The sequence below is a fragment of the Kribbella sp. VKM Ac-2569 genome (genome assembly GCF_004216905.1).
Classification (GTDB): Bacteria; Actinomycetota; Actinomycetes; order Propionibacteriales; family Kribbellaceae; genus Kribbella.
Map to the genome: position 1 here is coordinate 418,385 of NZ_SGXJ01000001.1, position 15,787 is coordinate 434,171.

At 68.7% G+C, this 15,787-nt stretch carries 14 protein-coding genes and 1 pseudogene; 1 reads left to right on the forward strand and 14 read right to left on the reverse strand.

Annotation, left to right across the window (positions count from 1 at the left end):
• Nucleotides 1-41 precede the first annotated feature (41 nt).
• Nucleotides 42-497 carry a pyridoxamine 5'-phosphate oxidase family protein gene (locus EV649_RS01895; protein ID WP_130379853.1) on the forward strand — a complete coding sequence of 152 codons (456 nt, stop codon included), beginning with the start codon at nt 42-44 and terminating at the stop codon, nt 495-497.
• A 112-nt stretch (nt 498-609) separates the two neighbouring features.
• Here the strand turns inward: EV649_RS01895 and EV649_RS01900 are convergent, their stop codons facing one another.
• From EV649_RS01900 to EV649_RS01965, 14 genes and pseudogenes are all read right to left on the reverse strand, one after another.
• A complete protein-coding gene (locus EV649_RS01900; RefSeq protein ID WP_130379855.1) occupies nt 610-1,359 on the reverse strand; it encodes a DivIVA domain-containing protein in 750 nt (249 codons plus the stop codon).
• 135 nt (nt 1,360-1,494) lie between these two features.
• Nucleotides 1,495-1,800, reverse strand: coding sequence for a YggT family protein (locus EV649_RS01905; protein ID WP_130379857.1), 306 nt, complete (start codon nt 1,798-1,800; stop codon nt 1,495-1,497).
• A 38-nt stretch (nt 1,801-1,838) separates the two neighbouring features.
• Nucleotides 1,839-2,405, reverse strand: coding sequence for a cell division protein SepF (sepF, locus tag EV649_RS01910; protein ID WP_130379859.1), 567 nt, complete (start codon nt 2,403-2,405; stop codon nt 1,839-1,841).
• 71 nt (nt 2,406-2,476) lie between these two features.
• Nucleotides 2,477-3,190 (reverse strand): YggS family pyridoxal phosphate-dependent enzyme, encoded by a 714-nt coding sequence (locus EV649_RS01915; protein WP_198682265.1) that lies wholly within the window; start codon nt 3,188-3,190, stop codon nt 2,477-2,479.
• The gene (pgeF, locus tag EV649_RS01920; RefSeq protein ID WP_130379861.1) at nt 3,187-3,915 is read right to left on the reverse strand and encodes a peptidoglycan editing factor PgeF; all 729 of its coding nucleotides are present in this window, start codon (nt 3,913-3,915) and stop codon (nt 3,187-3,189) included. The genes EV649_RS01915 and pgeF overlap by 4 nt, the downstream gene beginning before the upstream one ends.
• Nucleotides 3,916-4,404: 489 nt before the next feature.
• Nucleotides 4,405-5,598, reverse strand: a pseudogene (ftsZ, locus tag EV649_RS01925) (cell division protein FtsZ); the annotation flags it as partial.
• Nucleotides 5,599-5,758: 160 nt separating this feature from the next.
• The gene (locus EV649_RS01930; protein ID WP_130379865.1) at nt 5,759-6,499 is read right to left on the reverse strand and encodes an FtsQ-type POTRA domain-containing protein; all 741 of its coding nucleotides are present in this window, start codon (nt 6,497-6,499) and stop codon (nt 5,759-5,761) included.
• Between the two features lie 18 nt (nt 6,500-6,517).
• Nucleotides 6,518-7,978: a UDP-N-acetylmuramate--L-alanine ligase gene (gene murC, locus EV649_RS01935; protein WP_130379867.1), complete on the reverse strand. Its 1,461-nt coding sequence runs from the start codon at nt 7,976-7,978 to the stop codon at nt 6,518-6,520.
• Nucleotides 7,975-9,090 (reverse strand): undecaprenyldiphospho-muramoylpentapeptide beta-N-acetylglucosaminyltransferase, encoded by a 1,116-nt coding sequence (gene murG, locus EV649_RS01940; RefSeq protein ID WP_130379869.1) that lies wholly within the window; start codon nt 9,088-9,090, stop codon nt 7,975-7,977. The genes murC and murG overlap by 4 nt, the downstream gene beginning before the upstream one ends.
• Complete coding sequence (gene ftsW, locus EV649_RS01945; protein ID WP_130379871.1) at nt 9,087-10,337, reverse strand: putative lipid II flippase FtsW; 1,251 nt, start codon at nt 10,335-10,337, stop codon at nt 9,087-9,089. Before ftsW ends, murG begins: the two co-directional genes overlap by 4 nt.
• Before the next feature lie 4 nt (nt 10,338-10,341).
• Nucleotides 10,342-11,775 (reverse strand): UDP-N-acetylmuramoyl-L-alanine--D-glutamate ligase, encoded by a 1,434-nt coding sequence (gene murD / locus EV649_RS01950; protein WP_130379873.1) that lies wholly within the window; start codon nt 11,773-11,775, stop codon nt 10,342-10,344.
• Complete coding sequence (gene mraY, locus EV649_RS01955) at nt 11,772-12,848, reverse strand: phospho-N-acetylmuramoyl-pentapeptide-transferase (protein WP_130379875.1); 1,077 nt, start codon at nt 12,846-12,848, stop codon at nt 11,772-11,774. Before mraY ends, murD begins: the two co-directional genes overlap by 4 nt.
• Nucleotides 12,845-14,236: a UDP-N-acetylmuramoyl-tripeptide--D-alanyl-D-alanine ligase gene (murF, locus tag EV649_RS01960; protein WP_130379877.1), complete on the reverse strand. Its 1,392-nt coding sequence runs from the start codon at nt 14,234-14,236 to the stop codon at nt 12,845-12,847. The genes mraY and murF overlap by 4 nt, the downstream gene beginning before the upstream one ends.
• On the reverse strand, nt 14,233-15,759 hold the full coding sequence (locus tag EV649_RS01965) for a UDP-N-acetylmuramoyl-L-alanyl-D-glutamate--2,6-diaminopimelate ligase (RefSeq protein WP_241997662.1): 1,527 nt from the start codon (nt 15,757-15,759) through the stop codon (nt 14,233-14,235). Before EV649_RS01965 ends, murF begins: the two co-directional genes overlap by 4 nt.
• Nucleotides 15,760-15,787 lie beyond the last annotated feature (28 nt).

Sequence of the window (15,787 nt, forward strand, 5' to 3'; positions counted from 1 at the left end):
GAAATATACAACCGCGGTTGTGCATCAGCTAATCTACAACCATGGTTGTGCAAAAGGAGTTCCTGGACAGAGCGCACCGGATCGTCTGGTGCACAGTGGCCACGGTCGGGCCGGACAACCGGCCGCGGACCCGCATCCTGCACCCGATCTGGGAGCTGTACGACGAACTGACCGGCTGGATCGTCACGCGCGCGACGCCGGTGAAGGTGCGGCATCTGGCTCACAGCTCGTATGTCAGCTGCAGCTACTGGGAGCCCGGGCATGAGGTGGCGGTCGCGGACTGCGAGGCGGAGTGGGTCACGGATGCGGTGACCCGGCAACGAGTGTGGGAGCTGTACCGGGACGCTCCCGCACCACTCGGCTACGACTTCTGGAGTGTGTTCCCCGACGGTCCTAGCGGGGAATCACCTTCGCTCCTGCGGCTTACGCCGTACCGGCTGCGGCTTGCTGATGTCGAGACGCTCAGCGGCCGGAAGGTTGCCCTCGCCTGGCCCTGACTCCGAGTCACCAATAAAAGACCCTGTGTCAGAGGTGGTCAGACATGGCGAAGAGGCGGTGCTGCCGGAAAGCACCGCCCCTTCAACAAACAAGTACAGCGACTACGTCTTTTTAGACGCCGTGACCGTGCGCCTGCGCACGCGCCTCCGGCCGGAAGCCGTTGCGCGGGCTGAGCGTGTCGTCGCCGTTGCCGAGCGCCTTCAGCTGCTCGGTGAAGTACGTCTTCAGGCGGCTGCGGTACTCACGCTCGTAAGCGTGCAGGTCGTCGATCGTGCGCTCGAGCTGACCCTTCTGCTTCTCCAGCGTGCCGAGCATCTGCGCGCGGCGCTCGGCGATCTCGCCGTCGAGCTTCTCGGCGCGGGCGCGGGCCTCACCGGTCATCCGGTCGGCCTTGCCGCGAGCCTCGTTCTCCAGGCGCTCAGCCTTGGCGCGGGCCTCGCCGATGATCTTGTCGGCGGTGTCCTTCGCCTCCTGGACCAGGTCGTCGGAGTGCTTGGTGGCCATCTCCAGCAGCCGCACCGCGGAGCTGGAGGCGTCACCGACAGTGCCGGCCGCCGCAGCCGCGGTCGGAGCGGCCACCACCGGCGGCTTCTCCTCGGGCTTCTCGACCACGACCGGGGGCTTCGGCTGCTGCACGACTGGCGGCAGCGCGGCGGTCTGGTCGACCGGGCGCTGCTGGTCAGCACCAGCGCGCTGAGCCGCCGCGAGCTTGGCCCGCAGCTCCTCGTTCTCGGCGAGAAGTCGCTCGAGCTCGGCTTCCACCTCGTCGAGGAAGGAGTCGACCTCTGTGACGTCGTAGCCCTCCCGTAGTCGGACGGGCGTGAACTGCTTCGAGCGGACGTCATCCGGCGTCAGCGGCATCTTTCACCTCGTTTGTCTGTGTCTTGGCGGAGTCCCCGTGGCCCTCGCCTTGGCGACTCAGTAGATCACGTTATCGCTTCGTTGTCTTATGACGGAATCCGGGCTCTATCTACCCCGTCTTCACGGTCCTCACCCTTACAACGACCGAAGGGCCGTCGAGTTGATCGCCATCGCCACCGAGACCATCACGAACAGCATCAGCATCGACAGGTCGATCCGGATTCCGCCGGCCCCGATCGGGGGCAGGATCCGCCGCAACGGCTTCAGGAACGGGTCCGTGATCGAGTAGATCAGCTCGAAGAACAGCAGCAGCGGCCCTTTGGGGTGCCACTGCGGAGCGAACATGACGATCAGACTGAGTACGAACCGTGCCACCAGCACCAGGAAGAAGGCGAGCAGTACCCAGTACAGAACGATGAGGACGAGCGCTAGAGCATCCATGTCGAGACCGAGTGTAGAAGACGGCGGAAGCGCCGGCCTCAGCTCTGGTTGTAGAACCCGTCCGCAGCGATCTTTTCCTTCTCCTCGGCAGCCACCGTCACGTTCGGCGGGCAGACCAGGAACACCTTGGTGGTGATCCGCTCGATCGAGCCCCGGCAGCAGAAGATCAGGCCGGCCGCGAAGTCCACCAGCCGCTTGGCGTCGGAGTGGTCCATCTCGGTCAGGTTCATGATGACGGGCGTACCGTCGCGGAAGTGCTCACCGATGACGCGCGCCTCGTTGTAGCTGCGCGGGTGCACGGTGGTGATGCGGGCCAACTCGGTTACCTCCGGGGACGACGCGACACCGCGCCGGTCTGGGAACTTGCTGACCGTGGCGCCGCTCTGGTCCTGACGCTCCTCGCGGCCCTGGAACTGGGGCTCGGTGCGAGGCTCGCGGCTCTCCCTGCCGGCGGGTACCGGCTCGGCCTCCTGGGAGTCCCCGTCGACGGCTTCGTCCTCGTACTCGTCGTAGCCGTCGTACTCGTCGTCGTACCGCGCGTTGTAGCGCTCCCCGTCCTCGACCAAGCCGAGGTACACACCCATCTTGCGCAGTGCGCCGCTCATGGCCCTCCAGCACCTCGAATCCGGTTCGACGACAACAGTGAGCAGGAAGCAAAACCCGCTCGATGTCGACACTAACCCAGCAGAGAGCGCGTACCGAGTAATGCACGCCCGAGCCGCACGTGTGTCGCACCGTGCTTGATCGCGGCTTCCAGATCGCCGGTCATCCCGGCCGAGATCCAGTCGGCGCCAGGGTGTTCGGAGCGTAGCCGCGACGCTACTTCACGCAGTCCGGCGAAGGCCTCCTCCGGGTCCGAACCGAGGGGTGCGACGGCCATCACTCCCCCGAGCTCGAGGCCGTCGGCCGTCGCGATCTCCGCGGCCAGTTCCGGTACGTCGGCGGGCGCGACACCGCCCCGGCTCGCACCGGTCGCCGCGTCCGCGGATCCGTACCCCGCGAGGCTCACCTGGATCAGGCAGCGCAACGTCTTCTCCTCGGCGACCGCGGCCTTGGACAGCGCCTCGACGAGTGACGACCGGTCGACCGAGTGCACGACCGACGCGTACCGCGCGATCGATCGGGACTTCTTCGACTGCAACTGACCGACGAAGTGCCAAGTGAGATCCGGGCACTCCGGGGCCTTCGACTTGAGCTCCTGCTCGCGGTTCTCCCCGACGTCCTGGATCCCGAGGCCCGCGAGCGCCCGTACGTCGCTGACTGGGAAGGTTTTGGTGATCGCCACGAGGGTGACCTCGTCCCGGGCCCTCCCGGCCGCCTGACAGGCCTTCTCGATCCGCTCCTGCACCTGCACCAGATTCTGGCGCAGCTCGTCGGCGCGTGTACTCACTGTGAGACCAACTTGATCAGCCCTGCCATCCGCCCGCTCTCCGGACCTTCGCGGCGGTACGAGTACAGGTTCTCGGACTCGATCGTGCAGGCAGTCGCATCGACCACCTCGACACCGAGTTCGGCGAGTTGTGCCTTCACGCCGGCAGCCACGTCGATCGCCGGCGTCCCCCAACTTGTCTCGGAGTACGACGCCGGCACCCGCTCCGCGACCTCGGCCCGCATCTCGTCGGGGACCTCGTAGCACTTCCCGCACGCATACGGTCCGAGGACGGCGGTGATCGTCGACGCGCCGAGTTCCCGCATCGCGTCGACGGTCGCCGGGACGATGCCGACGTACATGCCCTTGCGGCCGGAGTGTGCGGCGCCGATCACGCCGTCGCCGGACAGCAGCACCGGCAGGCAGTCGGCCGCGCGAACCGCCAGCACCACATCGGATCGCGTCGTCACCAGACCGTCGGCCTTCGGCATCGGCCGGGCCGGCAGTTCGTCATCCGGCCGTACGACGTGGACGTCGCGGCCGTGCACCTGGCTGACCCGCACCACGTTCTCCGCGGGCACCCCGAACTCGGCCGCGATCAGCCCGAAGTTCGCGATCACCCCGTCGACATCCGGACCCGAGGCGCTACCCAGGTTCAGTTCGCCGTACGGCGGCTGACTCGCACCGCCGAACCGATCGGTAAAGGCAAAGCGGACACCCCGGCGAACCTCGTCATACCCGAACACGCCCAAAGGCTACCGGGCTCGACACTCCTTACTCCCACACCGCCCGGACAACCTTGAGAAGCCACCAACCGTTCTCCGGACGGAGAAATGGTTGGTGGCTTCTCAAAGTTGGTTTCGAGGTACGGCGTGGGTGGAGCGGGGCGGCGGTTACTTGAGGAAGTCCGGGATGTCGAGGTCTTCCTCGGGCTCCGGCTTCTTCGGCTTGGCCGGCTGACTCGGCTGCGTGGACTGACCCGACTGACCGGCGGCGTTGCTCGGGCCGTTGGTCGGCCAGGAGTGCTGGGTCGACGGCGAGGCCGGGGTGTGCGGTGCCGGCTGGGCCGACTGCTGGCCGGACTGCACCGTGCGGACCCCGTCACCCGATTGCGGGCGCGCGGAGTTCGTCGTCCCAGCACCGGGCCGCGGCTCGGTCGATGCAGGCACCGGCACCGTGTCGTCGGTCGGGGCCGGCGGGGTGGTCGGAGTGCCCTGGTTGTTCGGGACCGCGGTAACCGGCGGGTTCTGCACCGGGGGCTGGGCGTTCGGCGCCTGCCCCGGCTGTCCCTGGCCCGGGTGCTGCGCAGGACCAGGCTGCTGGGTCGGCGCGGGCTGCTGCTGAGCAGGCTGCTGCGGCTGGCCTGACTGCTGGCCTGCCGGTGGTGTCGTGCCGCCGGACATCGGCGACGAGTAGCTCTGCGACGACGGGCGGGACGACTGTGGCCGGGCCTGGTTCATCGCCTGTTCGCGGCGTTTCGGCATCCCGCCGTCGAACCCGGCCGCGATCACCGTGACCCGCACCTCGTCGCCGAGGGCGTCGTCGATGACCGCGCCGAAGATGATGTTCGCGTCCGAGTGCGCGGACTCCGAGACCAGTTGCGCCGCCTCGTTGATCTCGAACAGACCGAGATCGGATCCGCCGGCGATCGACAGCAGTACGCCGTGCGCGCCCTCGATACTTGCCTCCAGCAACGGCGAGGAGATGGCCGCCTCGGCGGCCGCGACGGCGCGGTCCTCGCCGCGCGACGAACCGATACCCATCAGCGCCGAGCCGGCGTTCGACATGACCGCCTTGACGTCGGCGAAGTCCACGTTGATCAGGCCGGGGGTGGTGATCAGGTCGGTGATGCCGGAAACACCCTGCAGCAGCACCTGGTCGGCCTGCTTGAACGCGTCCAGTACGGACACGGCGCGGTCGGAGATGGTCAGCAGCCGGTCGTTCGGGATGACGATCAGGGTGTCGACTTCTTCGCGGAGGGTGGCAATGCCGTCCTCGGCCTGGGTCGCGCGCCGCTTTCCCTCGAAGGAGAACGGCCGCGTGACGACACCTATGGTCAACGCGCCGAGCGAGCGGGCGATCCGCGCCACGACGGGCGCGCCGCCGGTGCCGGTGCCGCCACCCTCGCCGGCGGTGACGAAGACCATGTCGGCGCCCTTCAGCGCCTCCTCGATCTCCTCGGCGTGGTCCTCCGCGGCCTTCTGCCCGATCGCCGGGTTCGCACCGGCGCCCAGGCCGCGGGTCTCCTCGCGGCCGATGTCGAGCTTGACGTCCGCGTCGCTCATCAGCAGCGCCTGGGCGTCGGTGTTGATGGCGATGAACTCCACGCCTTTCAACCCGTGCTCGATCATCCGGTTGACGGCGTTCACGCCGCCGCCGCCGATGCCGACGACCTTGATGAGTGCCAGGTAGTTCTGCGGTGCCGCCACGTCCGCGCCTCTCGCCTCGTTGCTTTTCCCGTTGTCCAGCGAAAAGACTGAACCTCAAGTGGATGCTTAGACTTATGTCAACTTTAGATTACGTCGCACGCTACGGGACGGGTTCTGGCGATGTCCACGCGCCTCGCCGCCCGTACCGACATGTGATCCGTCACCGCTTTTCCCCTTTGGTGACAGGAAGATCGGGCGCCGAGACGTCGTACACCTTCGCCTGCCGTTTCATCAGCACGCTGAGTACCTCGGCCTTGCGCTCGCTGTCATCGGAACTACCCCAAACGACCTTGACGCCGGAGCTGAGGTTGAGGGTGATCGAGTCCGGGGACGCTGCCGAGATCGATCCCACCTGCGCCCGCAGCGTGTCCGGCAGGGCCGCCGACACCGTCACCACCGAGTGGATCGTGACGTCGCGCCGCACCCCGGTCACCTTCGCCTCCGGCAGTCCGGCCGGCCGGTCCGGCACCGTGCGGTACGACGTACCCGTCGCGTCCACCAACTCGTACCGCGAGCCGTCGGTGACCACCACGACCGGGACCCGTTCGGTGACGACGATCACGATCTTGCGCGGCCACGCCCGCGTCACCTGCGCGTCCGCCACCGCCGGAATCGTCCGCACCCGGTCCGCGATCGACCGCAGGTCGACCTTCGCCAGTGGTGTACCCGTCGGCGCGGCCGCGACCTGCTCGATCGTTGCCACCGGCACCGTGTCGGCACCGCTGATCCGGACCCCGGAGACCGCGAACGCGGAGGAGAAGTAGAACAGCCAGACGATCAGACCGGCCAGCACGACCAGTCCGCCGCCGATGGCCCAGGGCAACCAGCTCCGCCACCGCACCAGCCGTTGCCGGCGCGCGAACTTCTGCTGTGCCCGAGCCAGATCGACGCTCTGGCTCATTCAACGAACCCCACGCTTTTACTCCACCACAGGTACCGGCATTGCCTCGGAAGGCTCGCGGGCGGCGGCGCGTTCGGCCAGTAAACCAACGACTTCCGGGCCGATCAGCGTCACGTCGCCCGCGCCCAGCGTCACCACCAGGTCGCCCGACTGGGCGAGGTCCGTGACCAGCTGCGGTACGGCGGACCACGACGGCTCGAACCGCACCTGCTCGGGCTTCAGCGGCACGTGGTTCGCGATCAGGGCACCGGTGACACCGGGCTCCGGGTCCTCACGGGCCGCGAAGACGTCCATCACCACGACCTCGTCGGCCAGTGCCAGCGCCTCGGAGAACTCGGTGGCGAAGATCCGGGTCCGGCTGAACAGGTGCGGCTGGAAGCACGCGATCACGCGCCCCTCCCCCGCCACCTGGCGCGCCGCGGTCAGGTCGACGGCGAGCTCGGTCGGGTGGTGCGCGTACGAGTCGAACACCCGCACGCCGTCCTCGAGACCCTTGAACTCGAACCGCCGTCCGGTCCCGGTGAACGACGCCAGTCCCTCGGCCAGGTCGGCCGCGGAGAACCCGAGCCCGAGCCCGACGGTCAGTGCCGCCGACGCGTTCAGCGCGTTGTGCTTGCCGGCCTGCTGCAGATTCACGACGGGCAGCTTGCGTCCGCGGTACACCGGCACGAACGACTGCGTCGCCCCGGTCGCGATGATCTCGGTGACGTGCAGGTCCGCGTCCGCGGCCTCGCCGTACGTCCGGACGTCGATCCCGCGGTCCCGCGCGTACGACGCCAGCGCGTGGGCGCCCGCGTCGTCCTGGCAGATCACCATGAACCCGCCGGGCAGCACCCGTCCGCAGAACTCCTCGAACGCCTTCCGGTAGCTGGCCTCGTCGCCGTAGTTGTCCAGGTGGTCCGGCTCGACCGACGTGACGATCGACACCTCGGGGGCGTAGGTCAGGAACGACTTGTCCGACTCGTCCGCCTCGGCGACAAACAGGTCGCCGGTGCCGTCGTGGGCGTTCGACCCGGACTCGTTCAGGTTGCCGCCGATCGCGTACGACGGGTCCGCTCCGCAGTGCTGCAGCGCCACGGTCAGCATCGACGTGGTCGTGGTCTTGCCGTGCGTGCCGGCGACAGCGAGCGTCCGGCGGCCGACCATCACCGAGGCGAGCGCGGCGGCCCGGGGCAGAATCGGGATCCCGGCGGCGCGGGCGGCGACCACCTCGGGGTTGGTCTCGCGGATCGCCGTCGACACCACCACGGTGTCGGCGTCCTTCACGTGCTCGCCGGCGTGGCCGACCCAGCAGGTAGCGCCGAGCGCCCGGAGCGCGCCGAGCACCTTGCCGTCCTTGGCGTCCGAGCCGGACACCTCGATCCCGCGCGACGCCATGATCCGGGCGATCCCGGACATCCCGGCGCCGCCTATGCCTACGAAGTGCACCCTGCCCAGCTTCTCGGCCGGTAGCAGCGTGTCAGGTGCGGTGACGATCACGACGCAGACCTCACCACATCGAGGATGATCCGCGCCAATCGGTCGTCGGCGTCGGTCCGGATCACACCGGTCGCAGCTGTGGACATGGCTGTCAGACGCTCGCGGTCGAGCAGAAGTTGCGGCACGTTCGCCCGCACCCAATCCACGGTCAGCTCGGCGTTGTCGATCAGCACACCTCCACCCACGTCGACAACGGGCTTCGCGTTCAGCCTTTGCTCACCGTTACCGATCGGCAGCGGAACGTAGATCGCGGGCAGGCCGACACCGGACACCTCGGTCACCGTGTTCGCGCCCGAGCGGCAGACGACCAGATCCGCGGCGGCGTACGCGAGGTCCATCCGGTCGACGTAGTTCAGTACGACGTACGGAAGCGGACCGGTCTGCGGCACCTCGAGGGTGTTCTTCGGGCCGATCGCGTGCAGCACCTGGATACCGGCCGCCTGCAGGTCCGCGGCGGCACCCGACACCGACTCGTTGATCCGCTGCGCGCCCTGCGAGCCGCCGGTCACGAACAGCGTCGGCGCGTCCGGGTCGAGGCCGAAGAACTGCCGGGCCTCGGCGCGCAGCGCGGCCCGGTCCAGCGTCGAGATCGCCCGCCGGATCGGCAGCCCGACGTACTCGGCGTGCGGCAGGTCGGTGCCCGGGAACGACGTCTTCACGTGCTGCGTGCAGTACCGGGCGGCGAACTTGTTCGCGATCCCCGGGACGGCGTTGCCCTCGTGCACCACGATCGGGGTCTTCCGCCGCCAGGCGGCGACGTACGCCGGGGTGGAGACGTAGCCGCCGAAGCCGACCAGGACGTCCGCCTTCGCCTCGTCGAGCACCTTCCGGGCCGCGCTGACCGAGGACAGCATCTTCCCCGGGACTGCGAACAGGGCGGGCGTGGGCTTACGCGGCAGCGGCACCGGCGGGATCAGCTCCAGCCGGTACCCGGCCTCGGGGATCACGCGGGTCTCGAGGCCGCGCTCGGTCCCGAGGGCGATGATCTCGATCGTCGGGTCGATCCGGCGCAGGGCGTCTGCGGTGGCGATCAGGGGTGAGGTGTGGCCGGCGCTACCGCCACCGGCCAGAACGATGCTGGGCACAGCTTTCAACGCTCCCGCGGGGTTCATTTGTACGACGTACGCCGCGAAGGCCACCAGCCGAAACGAGGTCGCCGAGTCTCTTTCAGGGCGGCCTGCGCGCCGGGCTCGGCCTTCGCGAAGGACAGCAGCATGCCGATCGCGATCAGCGTCGGCAGCAGTGCGGAACCACCGTACGACAAAAGCGGGAGCGGGATACCCACGATGGGTAGCAGTCCGATCACGGCGCCGAGGTTGACCAGCGTCTGCGCCATGATCCAGATGGTGATCCCGGCCGCCGCATAGCGGACGAACGGCTCGGTGTTCCGGGTCGCGATCCGCACCCCGGCGTAGGCCAGGGTGAGGAACAGGGCGAGCACGGTGAGCGACCCGACCAGGCCGAGCTCCTCACCGATCACCGAGAAGATGAAGTCGGTGTGCGCCTCCGGCAGGTTGCCCCACTTCTGCCGGCTGTTGCCGATCCCGACGCCCCACCAGCCGCCGGTCGAGAGCGCGTAGAACGAGTGGTACGCCTGCCAGCCGATCCCGGACGGGTCGGTGAACGGATCCATGAACGACGAGACCCGGTCCATCCGGTGCTTCGCGGTGACGACGAAGTACGTCGCGACCGCACCGACCACCACGATGGTCGCGACGAACAGCCGGGTCGGCGCGCCGACGATCCAGATCAGGCCGATCATCACCGCCATCAGCACCAGCGCGGTGCCGAGGTCGCGCTGACCGACGATCAGCGCGATGACCAGTCCGCAGACCGGCACCATCGGGATCAGCAGGTGCTTCCACTGGGTGAGCAGTTTCTCCTTGCGGGCGTACAGATCCGCACACCACATCACCAGGGCCAGCTTGGCGAACTCGCTCGGCTGGATCTGCAGCGGACCGCCGAGGTTCAGCCAGTTGGTGTTGCCGTTCACACCGACACCGAGGCCCGGGATGTAGGTCAGCACGAGCAGGAACATCGAGCCGAGCAGGGCGACGTACGCGAGCATGCGGAAGTGCCGCGGTGTCATCCGGGAGGCGACGTACGCCATCGGCAGGCCGACACCGACCCAGATGACCTGGCGGACGAAGATCGTGTAGCTGTTCCCGTTAGCGCGCAGCGACAGAACGCTGGACGCCGACAGGACCATCATCAGGCCGAGCACGAGCAGCAGGCCGGTCGCGCCGAGCACGATGTGGTACGACGTCAGCGGCCGGTCGAGCACGTCCTTGATCGCCGCGATCCACGCGCGCTCGCTGGTCTGCTTCTTCTGGTCCGGGCGATCTGCGATCGACGTCACGCGATCACCCCAGTCGGCGTACGGCATCGGCGAAGGCGTCGCCGCGGGCTCCGTAGTTGGCGAACATGTCCCAGGATGCGCAGCCGGGCGCGAGCAGCACGGTGTCACCCACCTGTGCGAGCTTCGCCGCCTCCCCCACCACGGTCTCCATGGCTCCAGTGTCCGTTGACTCGACGACGATCCTCGGGACATCCGGTGCGTGTCGCTGCAGAGCTTGCGCGATCACGTCCTTGTCCTGTCCCAGCAGGACGACGGCACGCAAACGTTCCCGTGCTGCGATCACCAACTCGTCGAACGTCGCGCCCTTCGCCTGACCGCCGGCGATCCACACCACATGCTCGTAGGCAAGCAGCGATGCCTGCGCCGCGTGCGGGTTGGTGGCCTTCGAGTCGTCGACATAGTTGACCCCGGCAACTTCCGCGACGTGCGCGATCCGGTGCTTGTCGGGCCGGAATCCGCGCAGCCCGTCGCGGATCGCGGGCGCCGGTACGCCGAACGCGCGAGCCAGCGCCGCGGCCGCCAACGCGTTCGCCACGTTGTGCGGCGCGGGCGGTGTGATGTCGGACAGGCTCGCGAGCTCCAGTGCGGACGTGGTGCGCTGCTCCACGAACGCGCGGTCGACGAGCAGGTCGTCGACGAGGCCGAGCATCGAGAGGCCCGGCGTACCGAGGGTGAAGCCGATGGCGCGGCAGCCCTCGATCACGTCGGCTTCCTCGACCAGGTGCTCGGTGGCCGGGTCCGCGACGTTGTACACGCACGCGACCTGGCAGTTCTCGTAGATCCGGCCCTTGTCCTGTGCGTACGCCTCGAGCGAACCGTGCCAGTCGACGTGGTCCGGCGCGATGTTCAGGACGGCGGCCGAGTGCGCCGACATCGAGTGCGTGAAGTGCAGCTGGTACGACGAGAGCTCGACCGCGATCACGTCGTACGGCTCGGGGTCCATCACGACCTCGAGCAGCGGCAGCCCGACGTTGCCCGCGGCAACGGCCCGGTGGCCGGCCGCCTGCAGGATCGCGGTCAGCATCTGCACGGTCGTGGTCTTGCCGTTGGTGCCGGTGATGCACAGCCACGGCGCGGCGTTCGCCGGATCGCGCAGGCGCCACGCCAGTTCGATCTCGCTCCAGATCGGCACGTCCCGCTCGGCCGCCTGTGCGAGCAGCGGCGCGTGCGGCGGTACGCCGGGTGACGTGACGACGACGTCGACGTCCTTCGGGAGTTCCGTCGTACTGCCCGGGCCGAGGGTGATCGTGGCGCCGAGCGTCTCGAGGATCTGCGCCTTCTCGCGGAGTGCCTCGGTGTCCCGGTCGTCGAGGACGACGAGGTGCTCGGCGCCGGCCTGGAGCAGGGAGTCGGCGCAGGCGTAGCCCGCCGTACCGAAGCCGAGCACGACGAACCGGGTCGTCGCCCAGCCCTCGTCAGTGCGGGTTTCGAGGCTCATCCGGTCACCCATTCCGCGTAGAACACCCCGAGTCCGATCACCACGAACAAGCCTTGGATGATCCAGAAGCGGATCACCACGTTCACCTGTTCCCAGCCGAGCATCTCGAAGTGGTGATGCAAGGGCGCGATCAGGAACAATCGTTTCCCGACGCCGGTGGCCTGTTTGGTGATCTTGAAGTAGCCGACCTGCAGGATGACCGAGGCGGTGATGACGACGAACAGGCCGCCGAGCAGCAGCACCAGCAGCTCGGTCCGGGTCATCACGGCCATGCCGGCCAGCGCACCGCCGAGCGACAGCGATCCGGTGTCGCCCATGAAGATCTTGGCCGGCGACGCGTTCCACCACAGGAAGCCGAACAGCGCGCCGGTCAGACAGGCGGCCACCACGGCCAGATCGTGCGGATCTCGCACCTCGTAACACTTCGTGCCCGGAGCGGTCTGGCAGCTCTGGCCAAACTGCCAGATACAGATCAGCGTGTAGGCGCCGAACACCATCATCGACGCGCCGGTGGCCAGACCGTCCAGGCCGTCCGCCAGGTTCACGCCGTTCGACATGCCGGCGATCAGCAGCAGGATCCAGATGATCACCAGGATGACCGGCAGCTCGAGCCAGCCGATGTCGCGGATGAACGAGATGAACGGCGACGCCGGCCGCTGCCCGCGCTCGTCCGGGAACTGCAGCGCCAGAACCGCGAAGATCACCGCGACGATCGTCTGACCGGCCAGTTTCGCTTTGCTGCGCAGGCCGAGGCTGCGTTGCCGGAAGATCTTGATGAAGTCGTCCAGGAAGCCGACCGCGCCCATCCCGGCGAACAGGAACAGCACCAGGACTGCCGAGGCGCTCGGCGGCGTCATCGTGAACAGCTTCGCCGCGAAGTACCCGACGATGGTCGCGGCGATGAACACCGTGCCGCCCATCGTCGGCGTACCGCGCTTGACCTGGTGCGACTTCAGGCCGTCGTCACGGATCTCCTGGCCGTACCCGTGTTTGGCCAGCCACCTGATCGCGTACCGGGTGCCGAGCAGCGTCAGCACCATCGCGACGGCGCCGCCGAACAGGATCGAAATCACTGGGCGTCCTCCACCAGCGCATCGGCGAGGCTGCGCAGTTTCGCGGCCTTCGAGGACTTCACCAGTACGACGTCACCCGCGCGCAGCTCTTGGCGAAGCAACTCCAGCGCCTCGGGGATGGTCCCGACGAACGCGGACTCGTTGCCCCACGAACCTTCCAGGGAGGCGCCGAGGTGGATCGGTTTCGCGCCCTCGCCGACCACGAGCAGCCGGTTCACGTCCAGCCGGACGGCCAGCCGGCCGATCGCGTCGTGCTCGTCGGTCGAGCTGTCACCGAGCTCGAGCATCTCGCCGAGCACCGCCCAGGTCCGCGCACCGCGCGACCGCCCGATGGCGGCCAGGGACTTCAGGGCCGCGCGGGTCGACTCCGGGTTCGCGTTGAACGCGTCGTTGATGATCGTCACGCCGTCCGGCCGCTCGGTCAGCTCCATCCGCGCCGCGGACACCCGCTCCGCGGCGTTCAGGCCGTCGGTGATCTGCTCGGGCGTCAGGCCGATCGCGACGCCGACCGCTGCAGCGGCCAGCGCGTTCGAGACGTAGTGCTCGCCGATGAACTGCAGCTGGACCGGGGCGCTGAAATCGCCGATCTGCAGCGTGAACGCGGGCCGTCCCTCGCCGTCGATCTTCACGTCCGTGGCCCGGACCTCGGACTCCGGCGCCTCGCCGAACGTCAGCACCTTTTGCTCTGTCCGGCTGCGCATCGCGGCGACCCGGTGGTCGTCGGCGTTCAGGATCGCGGTGCCACCCGGCGCAACGGCCTCGATCAGCTCGCCCTTGGCCAGCGCGATGTTGTCCTGCGACCCGAGCTTGCCGATGTGCGAGGTGCCGACGTTCAGCACAAGGCCGATCTTCGGCGGCGTGATCCCGGCTAGATAGGTGATGTCCCCGAGGCTGCGCACACCCATCTCGGCGATCAGGTACTTCGTCGAAGCGGTCGCCTGCAGCGCGGTCAGCGGGTGCCCGATCTCGTTGTTGAACGAGCCTTCCGGCACCACGGTCTCGCCGTACGGGCTGATCAGCTGCCCGACCAGGTCCTTGGTGCTGGTCTTGCCGGACGACCCGGTCAGGGCGATCACCGTCAGATCAGGCAGCTTGCCCATGACGTGACGCGCCAGGTCGCCGAGGGCCCGCTGCGCGTCGTCGACGACGATGCACGGGCTGCCCTCGATCGGCCGCGTGGTGAGCGAGACCGTGACACCGGCCGCGGTCGCCGTACCGACGAAGTCGTGGCCGTCGACGCGTTCACCGGGCAGGGCGACGAACAGTCCACCCGGTCCCGCGGCTCGTGAGTCGATCACCACCGCGCCGTCCACGACGGCCGCAGGCTCGACGCCCACGAGCTCACCGCGAACGGCGTCGGCGATCTCGCCGCAACTGACAGGGATCACCGGTCTGCCTCCAACAGCTCACGCACGGTTTCGCGGTCGTCGAACGGGTGGATGACACCACCGACGTCCTGGCCCGTCTCATGCCCCTTGCCGAGGACGACGACGGTGTCGCCCGGGCCCGCTAGCTCGATCGCGGACGCGATCGCCTGCCGGCGGTCGCCGATCTCGTGCAGGTCCGCGCCCGGAACGGCCTCGCGGGCTCCCGCGAGCGCGGCGGCCCGGATCGCGGCCGGGTCCTCGCTGCGCGGGTTGTCGTCGGTGACGATCACGACGTCCGCGGCCTTGGCGGCCTCGGCGCCCATCGCGGGCCGCTTCCACGGATCGCGGTCACCGCCGCAGCCGACAACCGCGAACAGCCGGCCCTTGGTCGCAGTCCGCGCGGCCCTCAGCGCCAGCGCGACCGCGTCCGGCGTGTGCGCGTAGTCCACGATCACGGACAGTCCGTCCGCCCGGGTGAACGTCTCCATCCGCCCAGGTACGGCCGCGGTCCGCAAACCGGCCGCGATCGCCTCGGCGGGTACGCCGACCTGCCGCAGCATCGCCGTCGCGAGCAGGGCATTGGCGACGTTGAAGTCACCCGGTAGCGCGATCTCCACGGTCAGCGTCTCGTTCGGCCCCTGGATATCGAGCACCGTCGTACCGTGCTCGGACCGGTGCCGGTTGGCGACCGTCCAGTCGGCGTCACCCTCCGTCGACACCGTGACCAGCGGTACGACGGTCTGCGCGGCGAGCCGGCGCCCGTACTCGTCGTCGATCGTCACCACCGCGACATCGCACCGCTCCGGGGTGAACAACGAGGCCTTCGCCTGGAAGTACTCCTCAAACGTCTTGTGGAAATCCAGATGATCCTGCGTGAGGTTGAGGAACCCGGCGACCGCGAACCGCGCCCCGTCGACGCGGCCCAGCGCCAACGCGTGGCTGGACACCTCCATCGAGCACCACGCGACGGCCTGCTCCCGCATCACCGCGAACAGCGCCTGCAGGTCGGTGGCCTCCGGAGTGGTCCGGACGCTCTTCACGACCTCGTCGCCGATGCGGGTCTGGATCGTCCCGATGAGCGCGGTCGGACCGAGGTCCCGCAGTACGGAATCCAGCAGGAAACTGGTGGTGGTCTTCCCGTTGGTGCCGGTCACGCCGAGCAGCCGGAGCTCACTGGTCGGCTCGCCGTAGATGCGGGACGCGATCGCGCCGAGGACGCTCCGCGGCCGGTCGGCGACCAACACCGGAAGACCAGTTGCCGCGGCGCGGTCCGCGCCGGCCGGGTCGGTCAGTACGGCGACCGCGCCCGCCTGCTGGGCTCTCGCGACGAACTCCGCGCCGTGTGTGACCGCACCGGGCAGCGCGGCGTACAGGTCGCCGGGAAGGATGGAACGCGAGTCGAGGGAAACGCCGGTCACGGTCGCCGGCGACATTGCCGGGACCGGAACATGGGCGACGCTCGCGAGGTCGGCGAGGCTGACCGGCACGACGTGCCGGGGCCTGATCGCTGCGACCGCGCCGCCGGCGGCGGTAGGGGTGGACACGGGCCCTGAGGCTACCGCTCCGGACCCC

What these genes read in the sequence shown, in the direction of transcription:
- EV649_RS01895 (WP_130379853.1), top strand. Translation starts at nt 42, where the DNA reads ATGGTTGTGCAAAAGGAGTTCCTGGACAGAGCGCACCGGATCGTCTGG.
- EV649_RS01900 (WP_130379855.1), bottom strand. Translation starts at nt 1,359, where the DNA reads ATGCCGCTGACGCCGGATGACGTCCGCTCGAAGCAGTTCACGCCCGTC.
- EV649_RS01905 (WP_130379857.1), bottom strand. Translation starts at nt 1,800, where the DNA reads ATGGATGCTCTAGCGCTCGTCCTCATCGTTCTGTACTGGGTACTGCTC.
- sepF (WP_130379859.1), bottom strand. Translation starts at nt 2,405, where the DNA reads ATGAGCGGCGCACTGCGCAAGATGGGTGTGTACCTCGGCTTGGTCGAG.
- EV649_RS01930 (WP_130379865.1), bottom strand. Translation starts at nt 6,499, where the DNA reads ATGAGCCAGAGCGTCGATCTGGCTCGGGCACAGCAGAAGTTCGCGCGC.
- murG (WP_130379869.1), bottom strand. Translation starts at nt 9,090, where the DNA reads ATGAACCCCGCGGGAGCGTTGAAAGCTGTGCCCAGCATCGTTCTGGCC.
- murD (WP_130379873.1), bottom strand. Translation starts at nt 11,775, where the DNA reads ATGAGCCTCGAAACCCGCACTGACGAGGGCTGGGCGACGACCCGGTTC.